Raw genomic sequence first — 18748 nt, 5'->3', positions numbered from 1 at the left:
CATCATCAACAGCGGTGATTGATCCATCAGCCAAGTTGCTGATTTACCCGGTAAATCGGCTGATTCTTGCGCGACCGGACGCAAGCGCAGGTTTCCCGCAGGCTTTCCGCCGCTTTTGCCTTGACCTTGCTCGCCGAGCGGCATTTGCTGCAAGGCAACAAGAACAGGAGATCCTCATGGCCGTCGACACGTCCCCCCGCAGCACCACATTCACCTATGTCGAGGGAGACTGGTTTACCGGCAATCCGCCGCTGATCGGTCCGACCTCGCACGCCATGTGGCTGGGCTCGACCGTGTTTGACGGCGCACGCTGGTTCGATGGCATTGCACCGGATCTCGATCTGCATTGCCAGCGTGTCAACCGTTCCGCCGTCAATATGGGCCTGAAGGCGACGATGGCGGCCGAAGAGATCGAACGGCTGGCCTGGGAAGGCATTGCGAAGTTCGACGGCAAGTCCGCAATCTATATCAAGCCGATGTACTGGGCTGAACATGGCCAGATGGGCTCGGTCGTTGCTGCCGATGCGGAATCGACCCGGTTTGCGCTCTGCCTGTTCGAGGCACCGATGCATACCGCCAAGCCTTCGTCGCTGACACTCTCGCCCTTCCGTCGCCCGACGCCGGAATGCGCGATGACCGATGCCAAGACCGGCAGCCTCTACCCCAATTCCGGCCGGATGATCATCGAGGCGCGGTCGCGCGGTTTCGACAATGCGCTGGTGCGCGACATGAATGGCAATGTGGTCGAGACGGCATCCTCCAACGTCTTCATGGTCAAGGATGGCGTGGTCTATACACCCGCCGCCAACCGCACCTTCCTTGCCGGGATCACCCGCGCCCGCATCATGGGTCTGCTCAAAGGGGCAGGCTTCGACGTGCGCGAGGCGACGCTTTCGGTTGAAGACTTCATGAATGCCGACGAAGTCTTCCAGACCGGCAATTATTCCAAGGTCGTGCCCGTGACGCGTCTCGATGACGCGCAGTTCCAGGAAGGACCGGTGACCCGCAAGGCGCTGGAACTCTACATGGACTGGGCGAAATCGACGGCGGGGACGGACGGCTGACCCTTCGGCAGCGTCGGCTCAGAAACTTCTGGCAGTCGGGTCTTCCGCCCGGTCCTTCAAGCGGACGAAGCGGAAGCCCCGGCTCTCAAGATCCAAAATACCTTTGACGACACCCTCGCCTGCCTGGTGGCTGGGCTGATTGATATGGGAAATGATGACGTCACCGTCCTTTGCCCTGGCATATTGCCGTTCTACCGCCCTGGCACCGAGCAGAGAGCCCCCATCGCCATTGATGGAATATCCGGCGATCCGGTAACCAAGGCCTTCGATCTCGGTGACGGCACTCTTAGTGTATTTGGCAGTCGCTCCGCGGAACCAAAGGGGATGTTCCGCACCCGCAGCCAGGATGGCCGCCGCGCCACCCTCGACCTCTGCCGCAACGGCCTCCGAGGAGCCGGCGGCGGCAATACCGAAAACCGTCATCGGCCGATCGATGGCCGGCACATGGTTTTCCCCATGATCCTCGATCTCGAAGAGCTCGGCATTGGCCAACATCAGCGCCAAGGCATCGGGATTGCGCTTGATCCAGCGGGCGGTGACGAAGACGGTCGAGGGGATGTGGTGATCGATCAGGAGGCTGAGGATGCGTTCATCCACCTTGCCCATACAGGCGTCGAATGTGAGGGCGACTGTCGGAAAATGATCTAACGACGCTTCAAGTGTCAGCTTGGGTTCCAGCAGGCGCGGTTCATGCCGTACGCCGGAGGCCGCCGCGCCTGCCGCGGGCGCCGAAACTCCCAGAACGACAGCAAGCAAGGTGGATGCGGTCACAATTGCGGACAGACCCATTCCACCACGGTTGGTTTTCGTCTGAACCAACATGTCGTCGTATCCTCTATCCAGTCCACGATTCACCGTCTTGGCCCCGCAAGCTTGAACTCGCCGGGGCGCGGCTTTATTTCTCAAAGCCGGGAAGCAGGCAACCTGTCTTCCGCTGAAGAAGAGGTAAAACCTTGTCCGTTTTCAAAAACCTGCCCACACCGCCCGCTGTTGCCAAGAAGCCCGTATCCGACACCCGCCACGGGATCACCAGAACGGACGACTATGCTTGGCTGCGGGCCGACAACTGGCAGCAGATGTTCAAGGACACCTCCATCCTCGACCCGGAGATCCGCACCTACCTGGAGGCTGAAAACGCCTATATGGACGCGGCGATGGCCGACACGAAAGAGCTGCAGGCCCAGCTCTTTGCCGAGATGAAGGGACGCATCAAGGAGGACGATTCCTCCATCCCGATGAAGGATGGTCCGTTTGCATACGGCTCGGCCTTCGTCACCGGCGGCGAACAGCCGCGCTATTTCCGCATCCCGCGCGACGGCAATCCGCAGGACGAGTCGATCCGAGACCTGCTGCTCGACGGCGACAAGGAAGCTGCGGGCAAGGACTATTTCCGCCTTGCCGGTATCGACCACACGACCGACCATGGCTTCGGCATCTGGGGTTACGACGACAAGGGTTCGGAATACTACACGCTGCGCATTCGCGATCTCGCCACCAAACAGGATCTCGACGATGTGCTCGAAAACACCGCCGGTGGCGGGGTCTGGGCGCCTGACGGGAATAGCTTCTTCTATACGCTTCAGGACGAGAACCACCGTCCATCCAAGGTCTTCCACCATATCGTCGGTCAGCCGCAATCCTCCGACCGGCTGGTCTATGAGGAAAAGGATCCCGGCTTCTTCATGGGCGTCGGCGGCTCGCTGCTCGACGACGTGATCTATATCGACATCCACGACCACGAGACCTCGGAATACCGTATCCTCTCGACCAAGGATCTTCTGGCTGAGCCGCAGCTGGTGGCCGAGCGTGAGGAAGGTGTCGAATATTCGATGACGGAAGGCGGCGATGTCTTCTACATCCTGACCAATGCCGACGGCGCGAAAGACTTCAAGATCGTCGAGGCGCCTGTCACCGCACCAGGCAAGGCGAACTGGAAAGAAGTGGTGCCGCATGAACCGGGCCGGCTGATCCTGAACCACATGGCCTTTGCCCGCCATCTCGTCTGGCTGGAGCGCCGCGAGGGCCTGCCCGTCATCATGATCCGCGACCGCAAGTCCGGCGAAGAGCATTCGATCGCCTTTGCCGAGGAAGCCTATTCGCTCGGGCTGCAGGGGGCTGCGGAATACGAGACCGACGTCATTCGCTTCTCCTATTCGTCGATGACGACGCCGTCCCAGCTCTTCGACTACAACATGGCGACGCGCGAGCGCACGCTTCTGAAGACCCAGGAAGTGCCATCAGGCCACAACCCAGAGGATTACGTCACCCGCCGCGTGTTTGCCGAGGCGCATGACGGCGAGAAGGTGCCGGTGACCCTGCTCTACCGCAAGGATACGAAGCTCGACGGCTCCGCGCCCTGCCTGCTCTACGGCTACGGTGCCTATGGCATCACCATTCCAGCCGGCTTCAACACCAATTGCCTGTCGCTGGCCGATCGCGGCTTTGTCTATGCGATCGCCCATATCCGCGGCGGCAAGGACAAGGGCTTTTCCTGGTATGAAGACGGCAAGATGGAAAAGAAGGTCAATACCTTCAAGGACTTCATCTCGGCTGCCGACCACCTGGTGAAGGAGAGGTTCACATCCTACGACCGGATCATCGCCGAAGGCGGATCTGCCGGCGGTATGTTGATGGGCGCGGTTGCCAACATGGCGCCGGAAAAATTCGCCGGCATCATCGCCGCCGTGCCGTTCGTCGATGTCTTGAACACCATGCTCGACGACACGCTGCCGCTCACCCCGCCGGAATGGCCGGAATGGGGCAATCCGATCGAGTCCGAAGAAGAGTATCGCTGGATCGCCGCCTTTAGCCCCTATGACAACATCGAGAAGAAGCCCTACCCGCCGATTATCGCGCTCTCAGGTCTCACCGACCCGCGCGTGACCTATTGGGAACCAACAAAGTGGATCGCCAAGCTGCGCGCCACGGCACCGGACGCCGGCCCCTTCCTCTTGAAAACCAACATGGCCGCCGGGCATGGCGGCAAGTCGGGACGCTTCCAGCGGCTGGAGGAGATCGCGTTTGAATATGCCTATGCGATCAAGGTCGCGGGCGGCAACTGATCGACCTATCAGGTTTCACTGGTACAAATTGACGGTTGCAAAGACTGATCGCCTTTCTGCGGCGCCCGTGATTCGGGCGCCGTATTCATTTGCGGATCTTTCCACAAGCCTCAAAATCGATGCTGCAATGCAAGGCGCAAGCTTCGCGCAAGGTTGAATGGTTAACAAATGGTTAACTTTTCAACCGAGGTTCACGCCATGAGGATCGAGTCCGGCCTCAGCAGCAATTCCTACCAGAGCCGTCACGTGCCCAGCACCGTGTCGCTGGAAGAGGCTGCGCCAGAGGCAACAGCGAACAACTCCGGTCGTTTGATGAACCCCAGCACCTTCTCCAGCACGCTCTTGTCGACGCAGTTGTCGGCGGCGCTGTGGACGGTCGAGGGTTCGCGCACCAAAGGCACCTCGCCGACGGCCGTTTCCGCCGCGTCGAAAGACTTTTCCGAAATGTCCCGCATCCAGATGGTCGAAGCAGCCTATCGGGAACATGATGTTCCCTCTCCCTACGGGGAGTTCTGACCTCGTTCGATGCGGTGCAAGGCCGGCCGGCATGATGCCGCGCCGGCCTTCTTTTTTTTCCCGCAAGCCTCAATGATGGGCGTGATCTGCATGCCCGTGATCATGGCCATGCGCGGCGACCTTTCCAGTCGCTGCCGGATTGCCGTGGCCGCCGCAGCAACTTGCCGACAGCGTTGCCGGCGCGCCTGCACGCCATTCGGCGAGGCTCTGGGACAGGATCTGTACAGAGGAACTGAGGAAGAGGCCTGCCATGATCGCGGCGACGATGAGATCCGGCCACGCGGTCGCTGTGCCCCAGACGCCGACTGCGGCGATCATCACGATAACATTGCCGACTGCGTCATTGCGCGAGCAGAGCCAGACGGAGCGAACATTGGCATCACCGTCCTTGTAGTTCATCAGAAGCAAGACGCTGGCGAGGTTGGCAGCCAGCGCCAGGAAACCGATTACACCCATGACAGGCGCTTCCGGCACCCCGCCATAAAACACCCGCCAGATCGTCGAGCCGAAAACCCAGAGCCCCATGACAAACAGGCTGATACCCTTGGCGCCCGCAGCGAGACTGCGGGTCTTGAGCGAAGCCCCGATCACGGCCAGCGAAATGCCATAGGTGACGGCATCGGCGAAGAAATCGAGCGCATCAGCCTGCAACGCCTGGGAACGGGCAAGCTGGCCGGCCGTCATCTCGACAGCAAACATGCCGGCATTGATGGCGATCACCAGCCAGAGGCGACGCTTGTAGGTTTCGGACATCCCGTCAAACGGGGCGTGGCTATGGCCGCAGGAGGCACTCATCTCGTTTTTCCTTCACGTCTTGATGTGGTCACGAGTCGACCCTAAGATCTCTAGTGACTAGAGGTTCAAGAGGTTTTTTGATGTTTTCGATCGGTGACTTGTCCCGACGGGCGGGCGTGAAGGTGCCCACCATCCGTTACTATGAACAGATGGGCCTGATTGCCGCCCCGGATCGTACCGAGGGCAACCAGCGGCGCTATGAGAAGACCGATCTCGACCGGTTGACTTTCATTCGCCATGCCCGCGACCTGGGCTTCCCGATTGAGGCGATCCGAGAGCTGCTGACACTCAGCCGCCATCCGGAAGAGCCTTGCGCACGGGCGGACACGATTGCAAAGGTCCAGCTCGACGAGGTCAGGGAGAAGATCGCCAAGCTGCGCAAGCTGGAAGACGAACTGGCCCGAATTGTTACGCAGTGCAACCACCATACGGTGGGTCAATGTTATGTCATCCAGTCGCTGGCCGATCACGGGTTATGCGAGGGGGAGCATTAAGGAGGGTCAAGAGCCGCCGCCAGGTCTCGATGCGGCGCCTGATCACCAGCTGCTCAAGATCGACATTACATCCCGCATAGTAGACCCATAGACCAAAACCCTGTCAGCATTGACGATAAAGGCAATGCCGAGGATCCGGCGATAGCCGATAATCCTCAGGGCATTGCTGCTCGATTAGCTTTTCGTCCTTCTCAGTGAGCGCCAGACTGCGTTCATCCCTGTCTCCCGGCGACGGCTGCTCTATAGTAGGCGCAGGACGAATTGCATGCGTGTGTCGGGAGGCCGTTGACAATAGCTCGAATTCGGGGCATCAAACGCGCCATGATCGACGCACGCGCAACCATTTCCTGCACGTATTTTTGGGCCTACCGGTAACCGGCGGCCTGACAAGATCTCATTGTCAACAGGCCGCCGTCAGGCGGCCTTGTTGTTTTCCGGACGACTTTCCCCTGACGGCGCAGATGAAACCAAGGGAAAGCACATGACCGAAGATACCGACCTCACCCTGCCCCGCCCGCCTGTCGTGGCCATTCGCCACGCCAAGCCGCGCGACCTGCCCGAGCTCAACCAGATGATCGCAGCCCTTGCGCTGCATCACGGCGATGCCTCTGCGATGACGGCAGAAACCCTCGAGCGCGACCTGTTCGGCCCGGCACCATGGATTCAGGCGCTTGTCGCCGATGCCGGCGAAGGCCTGATCGGCTACGCCATCCTCGTGCCGCTCTACAGGGCGCAGGAAGGCAAGCGCGGCATGGACCTGCACCATCTCTTCGTGCGTGACGGCCAGCGCGGCAATGGCATCGGCCAGCACCTGGTCGATCGCGCCCGCCAGATTGCCCGCGCTTCGGGCTGCGACTTCCTCTCCGTTTCAGCGGCCACCGGCAATGTCGCCGCCCATCGGTTCTACGAGAACATGGATTTCGTGCCGCGGCCAGTGACCGGCATGCGTTACCTTCAAGCCATCGCCTGAGCCCACCTCAACTCCGAGGAGACGAGATATGCCGCGTATCGCGATTGCCCTGCAGGAAGACTATGCCGATTGGGAGCCCGCGCTCCTGATGGCGGTCGCCCGTTATTACCTTAACTGCGAGGTGCTGACGGCGACGCCGGATGGGCTGCCCGTAACCTCGATGGGTGGGCTCAAGGTAACGCCCGATATCGGCTTTGCAGCCATCGATGCCGATCGTTTCGATGCGCTGGTGATCCCCGGTGGTTATGCCTGGGAAAAGGGTACGGCGCATGACTTCACAGCCCTTGCAACGGCATTCCGAGACAAGGGCAAGGTTGTGGCTGGCATCTGCGCGGCCGCAAGCGCGCTGGCCAAGACCGGAATCCTGGATACTGTCGGTCATACCGGCAATTCGCTGGCATCCCACCAGGCATATCCGCAGTATCGCGGAGCAGCACACTATCGCGATCAGGCGGCGGCGGTGCGTGACGGCCTGATCGTCACGGCAGCGGGTGCCGCACCGGATACGTTTGCCATTGAAGTGCTGAAGGCGCTTGGCCTCTATGGGCCGGAGGCCGAAGCCGAACTGTCGGCATTCTCCGCCGAGCATCGCAGCCCGGCCTGAAGCTTTCGCCTCAATGCCGAACCGGCGGGTTTTCCGACCATTTCTGCAGGGTCGTCTTGATCAGGATGAGCGCTGCCTGCTGGGCATGGTCGCGCTCTCGGGGATCAACAATGGCGGACAGGCGTTTTTCGAATGCCCTTACGGTTTCCACCACCCAGCGATGCAGGGCCGGGTCCGGGTAATTGTCGAGCAGCGACTGGAGTGCATTCTCCATCCGCCGACGTTCGATGCTCATGGCTCCTCCACCATCGTTGAGAGGCTGCACCATGCCGGTGCAGGCTTGCGCGATGCTGGATGGCTGAAAGTATCTGCCCCGTTCACTCGACAGATGGGATCGCCTTCAGATAGGCGGCAATCGCCTCCCGGTCTGACGCCTTCAGCTCCGCCATATTCTTCTGCACCTCGACCATCGAGCCGCCGACACTGTCATAATCCGGCGTGAAGCCCGTTTCGAGATAGGTGACGATATCGCCCTCGCTCCAGGAGCCCATGCTCTTCGAGGCCGGCGTGATGTTCGGAATCATGCCTTCGCCTTCCGGATTGGGACCGCCGGCCAGCCATTTGCCGCTCTGGAATCCACCGAGCGCATTGCGCGGTGTATGGCATTCGCCGCAATGGCCGGGGCCTTCGACGAGATACTGACCACGCTTGACCATGTCGGAGGCATCGCCGAGTTCGACACGGGGTGCCGCATTGAAAAAGAGGAACTTCCAGCCGCCGAGAGCGAGGCGCTGATTGAAGGGGAAACCCAGTTCATGCGCGGGTGCTTCCACATCGCTTCCGGGCAAGGTCTTCATGAACCCGTAGAGGTCGTTGATGTCGGCCGGCGTCATGCGCGCATAGGAGCCATAGGGGAAAGACGGATAGAGATGTTCGCCGTTACGCCCAACGCCCCGGGTCATCGCATCGCCGAATTCGGCAAGCGTCCAGGCGCCAATGCCTTTCTCCGGATCGCTTGAGATATTTGGGGCATGGAAGGTACCGAAATCACTTTTCAACGGCGCACCACCTGACAGCACAAGGCGCGTATCGCCGGTGGCGCCCGCAGGCGCATGACAACTGGTGCAGCCACCGGCAAAGAAAACCTCACGTCCATGGGCGAGATCCGGTTCGCCGAGACCGGTCCAGACTGCAGGGTCCTGTCGATGGGGGGCCGTCACCACCATGTATCCGGCAAAGCCGATACCACCCAGGACGGCCAGGCCGGCGATCCCCTTGAAAAAAGTCGATGCCATCCGGCCCTCCGTCATGCAGGCAGGGGTTCGCGAGCGAACCCGAATAGAGCGGGCCTTGCCAAAACAGATCTGGTTGTGGAGGCCCGCCCGAGGCTCACTTCTTCAGGCGGTAGGTCTGGTGACAGTCGCCACACGTGGCGCCAACAGCCTTCATGGTTGCCCCAACGGCTGCCTGATCGGCGGGCATGGCGGCGAGCTGTGCTTCGGCAACCTCGGCGAGCTTGGCAGCCTTCGCCTTGAAGTCCTCCATGTTCTGCCAGATCGCAGGGGCCGCTTCCGAATCCATTCCGGTCTCGGTCCCGGCGGGGAAGTGATCCGGGAAGGTCTTGCCAACTTCCGCCATGGTGGTCAGTGCCGCCTTGATGGCTTCGGCGTCATACGGCTTTTCGCCCTTGGCAATCGCGCCGATCGCACCCATGGCGCCACCGACCTTCTTCATTTCTTCCTGACGCACGACCTGAGGTTCGCCTGCAGCGATTGCTGCAGACACGCCAAGACAGATCGCCGCCGCAGCGGACAGAACGGTTTTCAACTTCATCTGGTCTTCTCCCGAGGCTCGGCCGGACATGCCGGCGCATATTGACGCAGTCATGTTTGCAGTGTCCCCGCAGATGAATGAAGTCACAAAGGAGTGAAAACCGGGGGCGTCGCCAACTTTCGGATATCTAACGGAAATTTCGGACGAAAACCTGTCAGGAAACTGTCAGTAAACCGGCAGTGCGTCGTCGTTTTTCGGGCGAAAGCGACAGACTTCGGCTTGGCTCGCGGCCGTGGCCGACGATCTCGATGCGATCGGAATAGACCGTGAGTACGGCAAAAGCGTTGTCGCTCTCAGTGTCGACCATGCCGCAGGCGTTGATGAAATGGACACCCCCACGCTCGGCGCAGTTGCCCCGGTGATCGTGACCGCAGAGATAGGCAAGCGCTGCCGGCGAGGACGCAAGCAGTGCTGCGATCTCTTCGGCGTCCCACAGGCAGTGGTCGGTAAAGGGATGGAGCGGATAGTGGCCGAGAATGATGACCGGCTCTCCAGCCTTGTCCGCCTCGTCGAGCTGGCGGCGCAGCCAGTCTATCTGCTCGATGCTCATGCCGGCATTCCAGGCCTGCGCATTGGCGGCACCGGATGCCTGCATCTCGCTCAGACGCCGTTCGGCTTGGCCACGCCTGGCATCACCGACCGGGGGCGCAAAAACCGAGATCTCGTTGCCGTCGATCACGATCAGCCGCAATCCCTTGATACGGCGGTGGTGGTAGGGTGCGGGCATATCGAGGGCGTCGTAGACCCCCATCAAAAGATCCGGCCGAACCATGAAATCATGATTGCCCGGCAGGAGGATGCGCGGTGCTTTCAGCGCGTCCAGCCTTGCCAGGACCGGCGCCAGGTTCTCGAAGCCGCGATCGATGAGGTCGCCCAGAACGACGACCGCATCGAGAGACTGCGTGTTGAAATGCGCGACCGCCTCTTCGAGCTTGGCCAGCGACTGGCGAAAGTAGCGCCCCTGCGCCGGATCGGGATCGCGATCATCATACTGCGGGTCGGCGATGATGCCGAGCCGCAAATGGGCAATGTCCTCGTGCATTCTGTCTGGCCTCTTTACTCTGCAGCGCGAGCGATAAAGGCCGGATACGACGTCGGGATGACGCCGAGATGACGGAAGGCGCATCATCCCGGCAGATTGGGCGTCACCTTGGATGAGGGAATGATACCGGCATAGAGGGTCATGCAGATCAGCGTCAGCGGCACGGCGAGCATGGCGCCGACGGCACCCCAGAGCCAGGTCCAGAAGACGATGGCGACGAAGAGCATGAAGGAGTTCAACTCCAGCCGCTTGCCCATCAGAGCTGGAATCATCAGGTTTTCGAAAACACCGTCGAAGACGAAAAAGACGATGGCTGGGAGCAGGCCAAGCAGGATGCCGTCGTGAACCAGAAGCCCTGCAATCGCCATGGCGCCAGTCACAAGTGCAATGCCGAGAAAGGGAATGAAGCTCATCAGGAAGGCGGCAACGCCCCAGAGGAGCGGACTGCCAAGGCCACCGATCCAGGCAACGAGGGCGGCGATGACGCCGAACAATCCGTAGACCACGACCGCAGTTGCAAAATAATAGCCGAGCGCTTCCTCGACCTCGTTCAACATGCGGATCGCCTTCAGCCGCTTCTCCCGGTCGGAAAAGGCCCGGATGAGCGCGCGGCGCAGCTTCAGCCGGCTGGACAGGAAGAGCAGCAGGGCCGAGATGAAGATGAAAACCTGAACCAGGGCAGGTGTGACACCGGCGGCAAGCGTCGACAGGATCGTCCCTGAGTTCTCCAGCATGGCCTGCATATTGTCCTGTCCGCGCGACAAAGCCGCCATCGGACGCTCCAGCCACGGGATCTCCGCGAGATAGGCGATTGCCCGCTCGATCATGCCGGGACCGTTTTCGACGAGCATATTGACCGGTGTCCAGATGACGCCAATCAGGAAAAGCAGGATGACCAGGAACAGGCCGGACAGGATCACTGCCGTCAGCGTTGGCGGGATTCCGAGCCCGCCCATCCGATCTGCCGCGATGCCGAGGATCAGGCCGACGACGATGGCCATCGTCAGTGGGATCAGCACGAACGACGCGAGATGCAGTGCGATCAGCGCGAAGATGGCGAAGAGGCCGATGACGGACCAGGACACAGAGTAGTCGAGGCCCGTTTTCTGGAAACGCACCTTTCGGGTCGGCGTCTCCTGATGATGCACCTGGAGGTTCACCGGCATCCCTCCGACTGAGAGGCGGGCGGCAAAGCGACGTGCGACATGGATTGTTCCCCGGTTTCGACGCCTCTCAACGTTCGGGAACAATTTCCGTTCCAAGGGATTTTGGCGACCTTGTCGATCCGCCGATCGCGTCGGAAAGCCGCTCAGGCATCCGGCGCGACGAGGGTGATGCCGATACCCCATGGATCGAGAAGACGATAGCCCTCTGCCGTCTTGTCAGCCTTGATTTCCAGGCCGTCGAGCACGGTCAGGACCTTGGCCAAAGCATCACGGTCGGTGAAGGCAAGCGCATAGTCCTGAAGGCCTGTCATCGCGCCGGTGCGCTGGCCGGCATTGCGGCTGTTCCAGATATTGGCGGCGACGTGGTGATGATAGGCCCCGCTGGCAAAGAAACTGGCGCCCGGGTAACTCGCCATCTTCTTCAGGCCGAGTACGCCCTCATAGAAACGGTCTGCCTCAGCGACATTGCCCACCTGCAGATGGATATGGCCCAGCGCCGTTGCGTCCGGGGCACCGGCCCAGCCGGTCTTGGCAGCTTCGTCATAAAGCGCCTGCAGGTCGAGATGATCGGTTGCCATTTCGACCGTGCCATCGCCGCGATAGGTCCATTCCGAAGGCTGGCGATCGCGGTAGACCTCGATGCCATTGCCTTCCGGATCAGACAGATAGATCGCCTCGCTGACAAGGTGGTCGCTGGCGCCATCGAAGCGGACGCCGAGATGGGCGGCATGGGCGAACCAGTCGGCGAGTTCCTGGCGGTTTGGCAAGAGGAAGGCGGTGTGGAACAGACCGGCAGCGGTGCGGGGTGCGGCCGCCACGTCACCGCGGGTCGACAGCGTCAGGAGCGGGTGGCCGCCGGCGCCGAGCGCGATACCGCTTTCGCTGCGCTCAAGGACGGCAAGGCCCAACACGCGCTGGTAATAGGCGCTCACCGTGTCGAGATCCTTGACGACAAGATGGGCACGTCCGACGTGAACCGGACGGGTCAGGGCGAAGGATTGTTCCGCCAATGCGGCTTGCTGTGCGTTGATCATCGTCCAATCTCCAATCGGGTTCTCGATCATGTTGACCCCAATCTAAGGACTTACAGTCGTTCACAAAAGATGCAATTTCTTCGATATATCGTTCGACGAATGTTGACAAAGACCTGGGCCCGCAACTTGATCCTGATCAATGCAGCGGGACCACCAAGCTCGCATTCTGTCCCCATAAGAGGAACATCCGTCATTCCATAACAAGGAGACCAGCATGTACAAGAAGATCATCGTTCCGGTCGATACAGGTGCCCTCGACAAGGGAGAAAAGATCCTGAAGAAGGCGGCGACGCTGCTGGACCTTGGCGGCGAAGTGGTGCTGGTGACCGTGGTCGAGGACATTCCGGGCTATCTGGCCATCGACGTGCCGGTCGACCTAATCGAGAACTCGATCAAGGATGCCAAGACCAAGCTCGTCGAACTGAAGGAAAAGACCGGCATTGCCGGGCGCGTTGAAGTGCGCAGCGGTTCTCCGGCTCGCGAGATCCTCGCCTGTGCTCAGGAGCATGGAGCGGACCTGATCATCATCGCCTCGCATATTCCGGACATTTCCAACTACTTCATCGGCGCAACGGCCGACCGCGTCGTGCGCCATTCGAAGATCTCCGTGCTGGTAGACAGGTGATCCCATGCAAAACCCAACACAGGCTATGGACACAGCTCATTTCGAACATGTGCTGATTGCGCGCAAGGCGGAGATTGAAAAGCGGCTGAGCAAGATCGACGACGATCTCGGGCGGCTGAAAAGCGCCGATAGTGCCGAGCGTGCGACGGAATCGGAAAATGACGAGGTGCTGGAGGAATTCGGCCAGGTTGGCGAAGAGGAATTGCGGGCGATCGATGCCGCCCTCGACCGGATTGCAGCCGGTACATTCGGCACCTGTGTCAAATGCGAGGAGCCGATCTCTGTCGAGCGGTTGACCGCCGTTCCGCATACGCCCTTCTGCAAGGATTGCGCCGCAGGGCTTTGAGGTTGAGCAATCCGTCACATTGAAAAGGCCGGGGCGATGAACCCCGGCCTTTTGCAGTGAGACGAAGGCTTACTTCTTGCGCATGGCTTCGGCCAAGGCAGCGCCCAGACCGCCCATCGACGACTGCTCGGTTTTGGGCGGGCGCGCATTGGCGTTCTTCATGGCGCTGGCATTGCCCTTGGCATCGCCCCGCATGGATGGCTGTTGCGCCTCGCCGCCGTCTTTGCGCATGGTCAGCGCGATGCGCTTGCGCTTGACGTCAACCTCGACGACGCGGACCTTCACTACATCGCCTGCTTTCACCACTTCATGCGGATCCTTGACGAAACGATCGGCAAGCTGGGAGACGTGGACCAGACCATCCTGATGCACGCCGATATCGACGAAGGCACCGAAGGCGGCGACGTTGGTGACCGTACCTTCGAGCGTCATGCCGATCTTCAGGTCAGTGATCTCGTCAACACCCTCGGCAAAGGTCGCGGTCTTGAAGCTCGGGCGTGGGTCGCGGCCGGGCTTTTCCAGTTCGGCGATGATGTCCTTGACCGTCGGCAGACCGAATTGCTCATCGATGAAGCGCTTGGGGTCGAGGCTCTTCAGCGTTGCGCTATCGCCCATCAGGGAGCGCAGGTCCCGGCCGCAGGCAGCGACGATTTTCTTCGCCACGCCGTAAGCTTCCGGATGCACCGAGGAGGCATCGAGCGGCTCCTTGCCGTTCGGTATGCGCAAAAAGCCGGCGCATTGCTCGAAGGTGCGGGCGCCGAGGCGCGGGACCTTGAGGAGATCCCTGCGGCTTGAGAAGGGACCGGTCTCGTCGCGGTGCGCAACGATGGCTTCCGCCGTTGTCTTGCCGAGGCCGGAGACGCGGGCGAGCAGCGGCGCTGAGGCTGTGTTGACGTCGACGCCGACGGCGTTCACCGCGTCTTCGACCACGGCATCGAGCGAGCGGCCGAGGCGGCCCTGGTCGACGTCATGCTGGTATTGGCCGACGCCGATCGATTTTGGCTCGATCTTCACGAGTTCGGCGAGCGGATCCTGCAGGCGGCGGGCGATGGATACGGCGCCACGCAAGGAGACATCAAGATTGGGGAATTCCTTGGCCGCCGTTTCAGACGCCGAATAGACCGACGCGCCTGCTTCCGAGACGATGACCTTGGTCGGTTTCGGCGCGGTCGAGGGGAACTGGGCGAGCATGTCGGCCACCAGCTTTTCCGTTTCGCGGCTGCCCGTGCCATTGCCAATCGAAATCAGCTCGACATTGTGCTTGCGGATCAGCGAGGCGAGCTCGGCCTGGGTGCCCCGGATGTCGTTCTTCGGCGGGAAGGGATAGACAGTCGTCGTTTCAAGCACCTTGCCGGTGCCATCGACCACGGCAACCTTGACGCCGGTGCGGATGCCCGGGTCGAGGCCCATGGTCGGACGCGAACCTGCGGGGGCGGCCAGCAGTAGGTCCTTGAGGTTACGGGCGAAGACGTGGATCGCCTCTTCCTCGGCCCGCTCGCGCAGTTCGCGCATCAGGTCAAGCGAGAGCGACACGGAGAGCTTCACACGCCAGGTCCAGCCGGCAACCTCCAGCAACCACTGGTCGGCCGGGCCTTTGCCAGCCACCTGATAGGCGGCGGCAATCATGCGCTGGCTGGTCTTGACCGGGGCGGTGTCGTCGCGGTCCACTTCAATGGAGAGCGACAGGAACTCCTCGTTCCAGCCGCGCAGCATGGCAAGCGCCCGGTGACCGGGCACGGTTGCCCAGCGTTCGAAGTGATCGAAATAGTCGGAGAACTTGGCGCCAGCCTCGGCCTTGCCGTCGACGAGCTTCGAATAGAGGATCGCGCGATCCTTCATGTCGTTGCGCAGGCGACCGATGAGATCGGCATTTTCCGAGATCTGCTCGGCGACGATGTCGCGCGCGCCTTCAAGGGCTACTTTGACGTCGGCCACTTCGGCAGTGATGTAAGCTTCGGCCAGCTTCTGCGGATCGCTCGTGCGGTCGGCGAGGATCGCATCAGCCAGCGGCTGCAGACCCTTTTCGCGGGCGATCTCGGCGCGGGTGCGGCGCTTGGGCTTGTAGGGCAGATAGAGGTCTTCGAGCTCCGCCTTGGTCGTGACCGAGGCAATCTTGCGAGCCAGCTCGTCGGTCATTTTGCCCTGGCCGTCGATGCTTTCGAAGATCGATTTGCGGCGGGCGGCGAGTTCTCTGAGATAGATCAGCCGTTCGGCGAGATTGCGCAGCTGCGTATCATCGAGACCGCCCGTCACTTCCTTGCGGTAGCGGGCGATGAAGGGGACCGTCGCGCCTTCATCGAGCAGGCCGACGGCCGATATGACCTGGTCGGGCCTTGCGTTGATCTCGGTGGCAATGAGGGCGGCAATGCTCTTGATGTCGTCGGCCATGGGATACCCGTCTTGTGCCGAGCAGACTTTCGTTGGCAAACCAACGTTTCATCCGCTTGGCGTCTTTGTTTTGCCGCAGATTCTCATCGCAAAAACCGTGGAACACTTTTGCGGAACCTGCTTGGTGGAGGCGGACCATAGCGAGGGAATACGGCAAGGCAAGTCTCGTTAACCCGCCAGTTTCCGCCTTACAGCCTCCGCAATGAAGCCGGAGCGGGTGTAGCCCTGACGCTCGGCCGCCTTGTTCAACCTCATTAGCAGGTGTTCTTCCATGGTGATGGTCACCTTCACGGCACGACCAGGGATATCCACAGGCATAAGGGTCACGAGGTCGGCTCCGGCAAAGTCCTCGGCGAATTCCGGATCGGCGCGGAGGGTATCGAGACTGCGAAACTCCGGCAGCGGCTCACCGTCCTGAACCATCATCTCGACATGCAGATCCAGCGCCTCCTTGCCGTCCAGCAGCAATGCGTCAAGCGAGCTGGACGCAGAAATACAGCCCGGCAAATCCGGAAAGGAGATGCCGTAGCTTTCATTGTCTTTGTGAATCAGCGCGACAATCTGCATGGTCTGATGTCTCATCTTCATGGGGTCACTTGGGAGGCCAGGCCCAGCCGGCCTGCCTCCATATCGAGCGCAGCGTTCCAATCGGAATGTCGCGCTTTGGATGGGGCACCGTCACCCGGCCAGGCTTCATCGGGTGCCGGTAATGTTTGTGGCTACCCTTCTGGCCGACTTCGGACCATCCCTCCGCCTGCAGGCGGCGCACCACCTCTTGGCTGTTCAACGACACCTCCCACTGTATGTATTTATAGGTATAGCATCAGACCGACGCAAGCGGACCTCTGAAATTCCCGGGGTAGACTCCGAAAAGCTTGACCTTTGCCCCCTTCCCCCTTAACCGCCGGGCATTCCCCTGTGGCACTGGAGGCTGGTGATGAAGGTTTTGTTGATCGGGTCGGGTGGACGCGAGCATGCGCTGGCCTGGAAGATTGCCCAGTCCCCGCTTCTGACAAAGCTTTATGCAGCCCCCGGCAATCCGGGCATTGCGGAAGAGGCCGAGCTTGTCGCTCTCGATACCGATGACCATGCGGCCGTCGTTGCCTTCTGCAAGGACAAAGCGATCGACTTCGTCGTCGTCGGGCCAGAAGCGCCGCTGGTCGCCGGCATTGCCGACCGGCTGCGCGAGGCCGGCTTTGCCGTCTTCGGACCGTCTGCGGCAGCGGCACAGCTTGAGGGCTCCAAGGGCTTTACCAAGGATGTCTGCGCCCGCTTCAACATTCCGACCGGGGCCTATCAGCGGTTCAACAATGCGCCGAAGGCCAAGGCCTATGTGCGTGAACAGGGCGCTCCGATCGTCATCAAGGCCGATGGCCTTGCCGCCGGCAAGGGTGTCACGGTTGCGATGACGCTCGACGAGGCGCTTGCCGCGATCGACGACTGCTTCGAGGGCGCGTTTGGGGCGGCCGGCGCGGAAGTTGTGGTCGAAGCCTTCCTTGATGGTGAGGAAGCGAGCTTCTTCTGCCTTTCCGACGGCAAGTCGCTGCTGCCGCTTGCGACCGCGCAGGACCACAAGCGTGTAGGCGATGGCGATACAGGCCCCAACACGGGCGGCATGGGGGCATACTCCCCGGCACCTGTCATGACGCCTGAGATGGTTGAGCGGACGATGAAGGAGATCATTGAGCCCACCATGCGCGGCATGGCCGAGATGGGCCACCCCTTCCAGGGCGTGTTCTTTGCCGGGCTGATGATCACCGAAAAAGGCCCGGAACTGATCGAATACAATGTCCGCTTCGGTGATCCAGAAACCCAGGTCCTGATGATGCGGCTGAAGAGCGATCTGCTGCCGATCCTCCATGCGTCTGCCACCGGAACGCTGGACCAGGTTTCGGCTGACTGGAGCGGCGACCCGGCGCTGACCGTGGTGCTCGCCTCCAAGGGCTATCCGGGGACTTACGAGAAGGCGACTCCGATCGCCACCCTGCCGGAGGCGGGAGACAGCGCCAAGGTGTTCCATGCCGGCACCGCATTGAAGGATGGCCAATTGGTCGCGACCGGCGGGCGCGTGCTGAACGCAACTGGACGGGGTGCGACAGTGGCCGAGGCCCAGGCCACCGCTTACAGGCTGGTGGACAGCGTGGAGTGGGAGAACGGGTTCTGCCGGCGCGACATTGGCTGGCGGGCGATTGCACGCGAAGACGGCTGATCCCAGCTGATCTAAGAGGGTCAATTGCCCTGCGCGCGACCACAATCGTCACGTTACGTCAAATTTTACCAATCTCCCTGACCGGATCGAAAGAAGTGCTGCGGTAAGGTCGTTCCATAGAATGAGGAACGACCCCCATGCGCAGCTTTATTTCGACCCTTGCCGTGTTCGCACTGACCGCTTCGGCCCTGCCAGCCGCAGCCGCGTCAATCGATAAGGTTCACGGTGTCGATGCCAGCCAGCCGAGCATCCTGTCCGTCGCCTGCAGCCAGTGCCCGCCTCCGGTGAAGCGCGAGCGCAAGGGTGAATACCAGGTGCCGACCCTGCCTGAGGGTGGCGAGTTTGCCGAAGTGATCCAGGAGGGTGAAACCCGCACGCTGAGGCGCATCGAAAACATGATGGGCGGTTCGCCTGTGGTCGTCATGAGTTCCGCCAACGGCTGGGAAACCCGAGGCAGCACGATCATCGCGAGCCGCGCCGCCACGCCGAATGAGATCGATAGCAGCACGACCACGGCGGCCGTCATCGACGGCACGGCCGGTACAGACGATCTCAAGCAGGCCACAATCGACCTTAAACTGAAGTAATTCCGTTCCCTGCCCTGCCCGGCTACACGATCCGAGCCGATAGGGCCCTCCGCGTAAATGCGGACGAAGCGCT

At 61.2% G+C, this 18748-nt stretch carries 21 protein-coding genes; 10 read left to right on the top strand and 11 right to left on the bottom strand.

The features are described from left to right. Positions 1-176: 176 nt before the first annotated feature. Positions 177-1064 (top strand): branched-chain amino acid aminotransferase, encoded by an 888-nt coding sequence (locus ACSV9I_RS06325; RefSeq protein ID WP_438327937.1) that lies wholly within the window; start codon positions 177-179, stop codon positions 1062-1064. A gap of 18 nt (positions 1065-1082) precedes the next feature. Here the strand turns inward: ACSV9I_RS06325 and ACSV9I_RS06320 are convergent, their stop codons facing one another. Continuing rightward, the gene (locus tag ACSV9I_RS06320; RefSeq protein WP_438327936.1) at positions 1083-1886 is read right to left on the bottom strand and encodes a polysaccharide deacetylase family protein; all 804 of its coding nucleotides are present in this window, start codon (positions 1884-1886) and stop codon (positions 1083-1085) included. Positions 1887-2017: 131 nt separating this feature from the next. Between ACSV9I_RS06320 and ACSV9I_RS06315 the strand changes: the two genes are divergently transcribed. After that, a complete protein-coding gene (locus ACSV9I_RS06315) occupies positions 2018-4126 on the top strand; it encodes a S9 family peptidase (RefSeq protein ID WP_438327935.1) in 2109 nt (702 codons plus the stop codon). A gap of 198 nt (positions 4127-4324) precedes the next feature. Further along, positions 4325-4642, top strand: a complete 318-nt coding sequence (locus tag ACSV9I_RS06310; RefSeq protein ID WP_054156553.1) for a hypothetical protein — start codon at positions 4325-4327, stop codon at positions 4640-4642. 69 nt (positions 4643-4711) lie between these two features. Here the strand turns inward: ACSV9I_RS06310 and ACSV9I_RS06305 are convergent, their stop codons facing one another. After that, entirely contained in the window at positions 4712-5437 is a 726-nt protein-coding gene (locus tag ACSV9I_RS06305; protein WP_438327934.1) for a cation transporter, read from the bottom strand. 80 nt (positions 5438-5517) lie between these two features. Between ACSV9I_RS06305 and ACSV9I_RS06300 the strand changes: the two genes are divergently transcribed. The 3 genes from ACSV9I_RS06300 (at position 5518) to ACSV9I_RS06290 (ending at position 7505) form a co-directional block, all read left to right on the top strand. Next, complete coding sequence (locus tag ACSV9I_RS06300) at positions 5518-5931, top strand: MerR family transcriptional regulator (RefSeq protein ID WP_054156551.1); 414 nt, start codon at positions 5518-5520, stop codon at positions 5929-5931. Between the two features lie 481 nt (positions 5932-6412). Continuing rightward, complete coding sequence (locus tag ACSV9I_RS06295; RefSeq protein WP_438327933.1) at positions 6413-6901, top strand: N-acetyltransferase family protein; 489 nt, start codon at positions 6413-6415, stop codon at positions 6899-6901. A 28-nt stretch (positions 6902-6929) separates the two neighbouring features. Beyond that, complete coding sequence (locus ACSV9I_RS06290; RefSeq protein WP_438327931.1) at positions 6930-7505, top strand: DJ-1/PfpI family protein; 576 nt, start codon at positions 6930-6932, stop codon at positions 7503-7505. Positions 7506-7515: 10 nt separating this feature from the next. Here the strand turns inward: ACSV9I_RS06290 and ACSV9I_RS06285 are convergent, their stop codons facing one another. From ACSV9I_RS06285 to ACSV9I_RS06260, 6 genes are all read right to left on the bottom strand, one after another. Beyond that, a complete protein-coding gene (locus ACSV9I_RS06285) occupies positions 7516-7740 on the bottom strand; it encodes a hypothetical protein (RefSeq protein WP_054156548.1) in 225 nt (74 codons plus the stop codon). Between the two features lie 82 nt (positions 7741-7822). Further along, positions 7823-8740, bottom strand: coding sequence for a c-type cytochrome (locus ACSV9I_RS06280; protein WP_438327930.1), 918 nt, complete (start codon positions 8738-8740; stop codon positions 7823-7825). 94 nt (positions 8741-8834) lie between these two features. Then, on the bottom strand, positions 8835-9278 hold the full coding sequence (locus ACSV9I_RS06275) for a c-type cytochrome (protein WP_438327929.1): 444 nt from the start codon (positions 9276-9278) through the stop codon (positions 8835-8837). A gap of 154 nt (positions 9279-9432) precedes the next feature. Continuing rightward, the gene (locus ACSV9I_RS06270) at positions 9433-10320 is read right to left on the bottom strand and encodes a metallophosphoesterase (protein WP_438327928.1); all 888 of its coding nucleotides are present in this window, start codon (positions 10318-10320) and stop codon (positions 9433-9435) included. Positions 10321-10403: 83 nt separating this feature from the next. Further along, the gene (locus ACSV9I_RS06265; protein WP_438327927.1) at positions 10404-11480 is read right to left on the bottom strand and encodes an AI-2E family transporter; all 1077 of its coding nucleotides are present in this window, start codon (positions 11478-11480) and stop codon (positions 10404-10406) included. A gap of 149 nt (positions 11481-11629) precedes the next feature. After that, positions 11630-12520: a VOC family protein gene (locus ACSV9I_RS06260; RefSeq protein ID WP_438327925.1), complete on the bottom strand. Its 891-nt coding sequence runs from the start codon at positions 12518-12520 to the stop codon at positions 11630-11632. 214 nt (positions 12521-12734) lie between these two features. Here ACSV9I_RS06260 and ACSV9I_RS06255 point away from each other — a divergent pair, with 214 nt between their 5' ends. Next, positions 12735-13145 carry a universal stress protein gene (locus ACSV9I_RS06255; RefSeq protein ID WP_438327924.1) on the top strand — a complete coding sequence of 137 codons (411 nt, stop codon included), beginning with the start codon at positions 12735-12737 and terminating at the stop codon, positions 13143-13145. A gap of 25 nt (positions 13146-13170) precedes the next feature. Next, positions 13171-13491, top strand: coding sequence for a TraR/DksA family transcriptional regulator (locus ACSV9I_RS06250; RefSeq protein WP_438328528.1), 321 nt, complete (start codon positions 13171-13173; stop codon positions 13489-13491). A 69-nt stretch (positions 13492-13560) separates the two neighbouring features. Here ACSV9I_RS06250 and ACSV9I_RS06245 read toward each other — a convergent pair whose 3' ends face one another. The 3 genes from ACSV9I_RS06245 to ACSV9I_RS06235 all read right to left on the bottom strand — a co-directional run bounded on the left by ACSV9I_RS06245 (position 13561) and on the right by ACSV9I_RS06235 (position 16666). Next, complete coding sequence (locus ACSV9I_RS06245; protein ID WP_438327923.1) at positions 13561-15879, bottom strand: Tex family protein; 2319 nt, start codon at positions 15877-15879, stop codon at positions 13561-13563. A 168-nt stretch (positions 15880-16047) separates the two neighbouring features. Next, positions 16048-16467: a type II toxin-antitoxin system HicB family antitoxin gene (locus ACSV9I_RS06240; protein WP_054156541.1), complete on the bottom strand. Its 420-nt coding sequence runs from the start codon at positions 16465-16467 to the stop codon at positions 16048-16050. Positions 16468-16471: 4 nt separating this feature from the next. After that, positions 16472-16666, bottom strand: a complete 195-nt coding sequence (locus ACSV9I_RS06235) for a type II toxin-antitoxin system HicA family toxin (RefSeq protein WP_082352372.1) — start codon at positions 16664-16666, stop codon at positions 16472-16474. Between the two features lie 150 nt (positions 16667-16816). Here ACSV9I_RS06235 and purD point away from each other — a divergent pair, with 150 nt between their 5' ends. Both purD and ACSV9I_RS06225 read left to right on the top strand, forming a co-directional pair. Then, complete coding sequence (gene purD, locus ACSV9I_RS06230; RefSeq protein WP_438327922.1) at positions 16817-18088, top strand: phosphoribosylamine--glycine ligase; 1272 nt, start codon at positions 16817-16819, stop codon at positions 18086-18088. A gap of 137 nt (positions 18089-18225) precedes the next feature. Beyond that, entirely contained in the window at positions 18226-18675 is a 450-nt protein-coding gene (locus ACSV9I_RS06225; protein ID WP_438327921.1) for a plant virulence effector HPE1-like domain-containing protein, read from the top strand. Positions 18676-18748: the final 73 nt, after the last annotated feature.

The sequence above is a fragment of the Rhizobium sp. G187 genome (assembly GCF_051549525.1).
Classification (GTDB): Bacteria; Pseudomonadota; Alphaproteobacteria; order Rhizobiales; family Rhizobiaceae; genus Allorhizobium.
This window is presented reverse-complemented; position numbering and strand designations above follow the sequence as displayed.

Bases quoted from the DNA above. Each gene is read 5' to 3' on its own strand.
- ACSV9I_RS06325 (WP_438327937.1), top strand. From the start codon at position 177: ATGGCCGTCGACACGTCCCCCCGCAGCACCACATTCACCTATGTCGAG.
- ACSV9I_RS06320 (WP_438327936.1), bottom strand. From the start codon at position 1,886: ATGTTGGTTCAGACGAAAACCAACCGTGGTGGAATGGGTCTGTCCGCA.
- ACSV9I_RS06310 (WP_054156553.1), top strand. From the start codon at position 4,325: ATGAGGATCGAGTCCGGCCTCAGCAGCAATTCCTACCAGAGCCGTCAC.
- ACSV9I_RS06305 (WP_438327934.1), bottom strand. From the start codon at position 5,437: ATGAGTGCCTCCTGCGGCCATAGCCACGCCCCGTTTGACGGGATGTCC.
- ACSV9I_RS06300 (WP_054156551.1), top strand. From the start codon at position 5,518: ATGTTTTCGATCGGTGACTTGTCCCGACGGGCGGGCGTGAAGGTGCCC.
- ACSV9I_RS06295 (WP_438327933.1), top strand. From the start codon at position 6,413: ATGACCGAAGATACCGACCTCACCCTGCCCCGCCCGCCTGTCGTGGCC.
- ACSV9I_RS06290 (WP_438327931.1), top strand. From the start codon at position 6,930: ATGCCGCGTATCGCGATTGCCCTGCAGGAAGACTATGCCGATTGGGAG.
- ACSV9I_RS06285 (WP_054156548.1), bottom strand. From the start codon at position 7,740: ATGAGCATCGAACGTCGGCGGATGGAGAATGCACTCCAGTCGCTGCTC.
- ACSV9I_RS06280 (WP_438327930.1), bottom strand. From the start codon at position 8,740: ATGGCATCGACTTTTTTCAAGGGGATCGCCGGCCTGGCCGTCCTGGGT.
- ACSV9I_RS06275 (WP_438327929.1), bottom strand. From the start codon at position 9,278: ATGAAGTTGAAAACCGTTCTGTCCGCTGCGGCGGCGATCTGTCTTGGC.
- ACSV9I_RS06270 (WP_438327928.1), bottom strand. From the start codon at position 10,320: ATGCACGAGGACATTGCCCATTTGCGGCTCGGCATCATCGCCGACCCG.
- ACSV9I_RS06260 (WP_438327925.1), bottom strand. From the start codon at position 12,520: ATGATCAACGCACAGCAAGCCGCATTGGCGGAACAATCCTTCGCCCTG.
- ACSV9I_RS06255 (WP_438327924.1), top strand. From the start codon at position 12,735: ATGTACAAGAAGATCATCGTTCCGGTCGATACAGGTGCCCTCGACAAG.
- ACSV9I_RS06250 (WP_438328528.1), top strand. From the start codon at position 13,171: ATGGACACAGCTCATTTCGAACATGTGCTGATTGCGCGCAAGGCGGAG.
- ACSV9I_RS06245 (WP_438327923.1), bottom strand. From the start codon at position 15,879: ATGGCCGACGACATCAAGAGCATTGCCGCCCTCATTGCCACCGAGATC.
- ACSV9I_RS06240 (WP_054156541.1), bottom strand. From the start codon at position 16,467: ATGAAGATGAGACATCAGACCATGCAGATTGTCGCGCTGATTCACAAA.
- purD (WP_438327922.1), top strand. From the start codon at position 16,817: ATGAAGGTTTTGTTGATCGGGTCGGGTGGACGCGAGCATGCGCTGGCC.
- ACSV9I_RS06225 (WP_438327921.1), top strand. From the start codon at position 18,226: ATGCGCAGCTTTATTTCGACCCTTGCCGTGTTCGCACTGACCGCTTCG.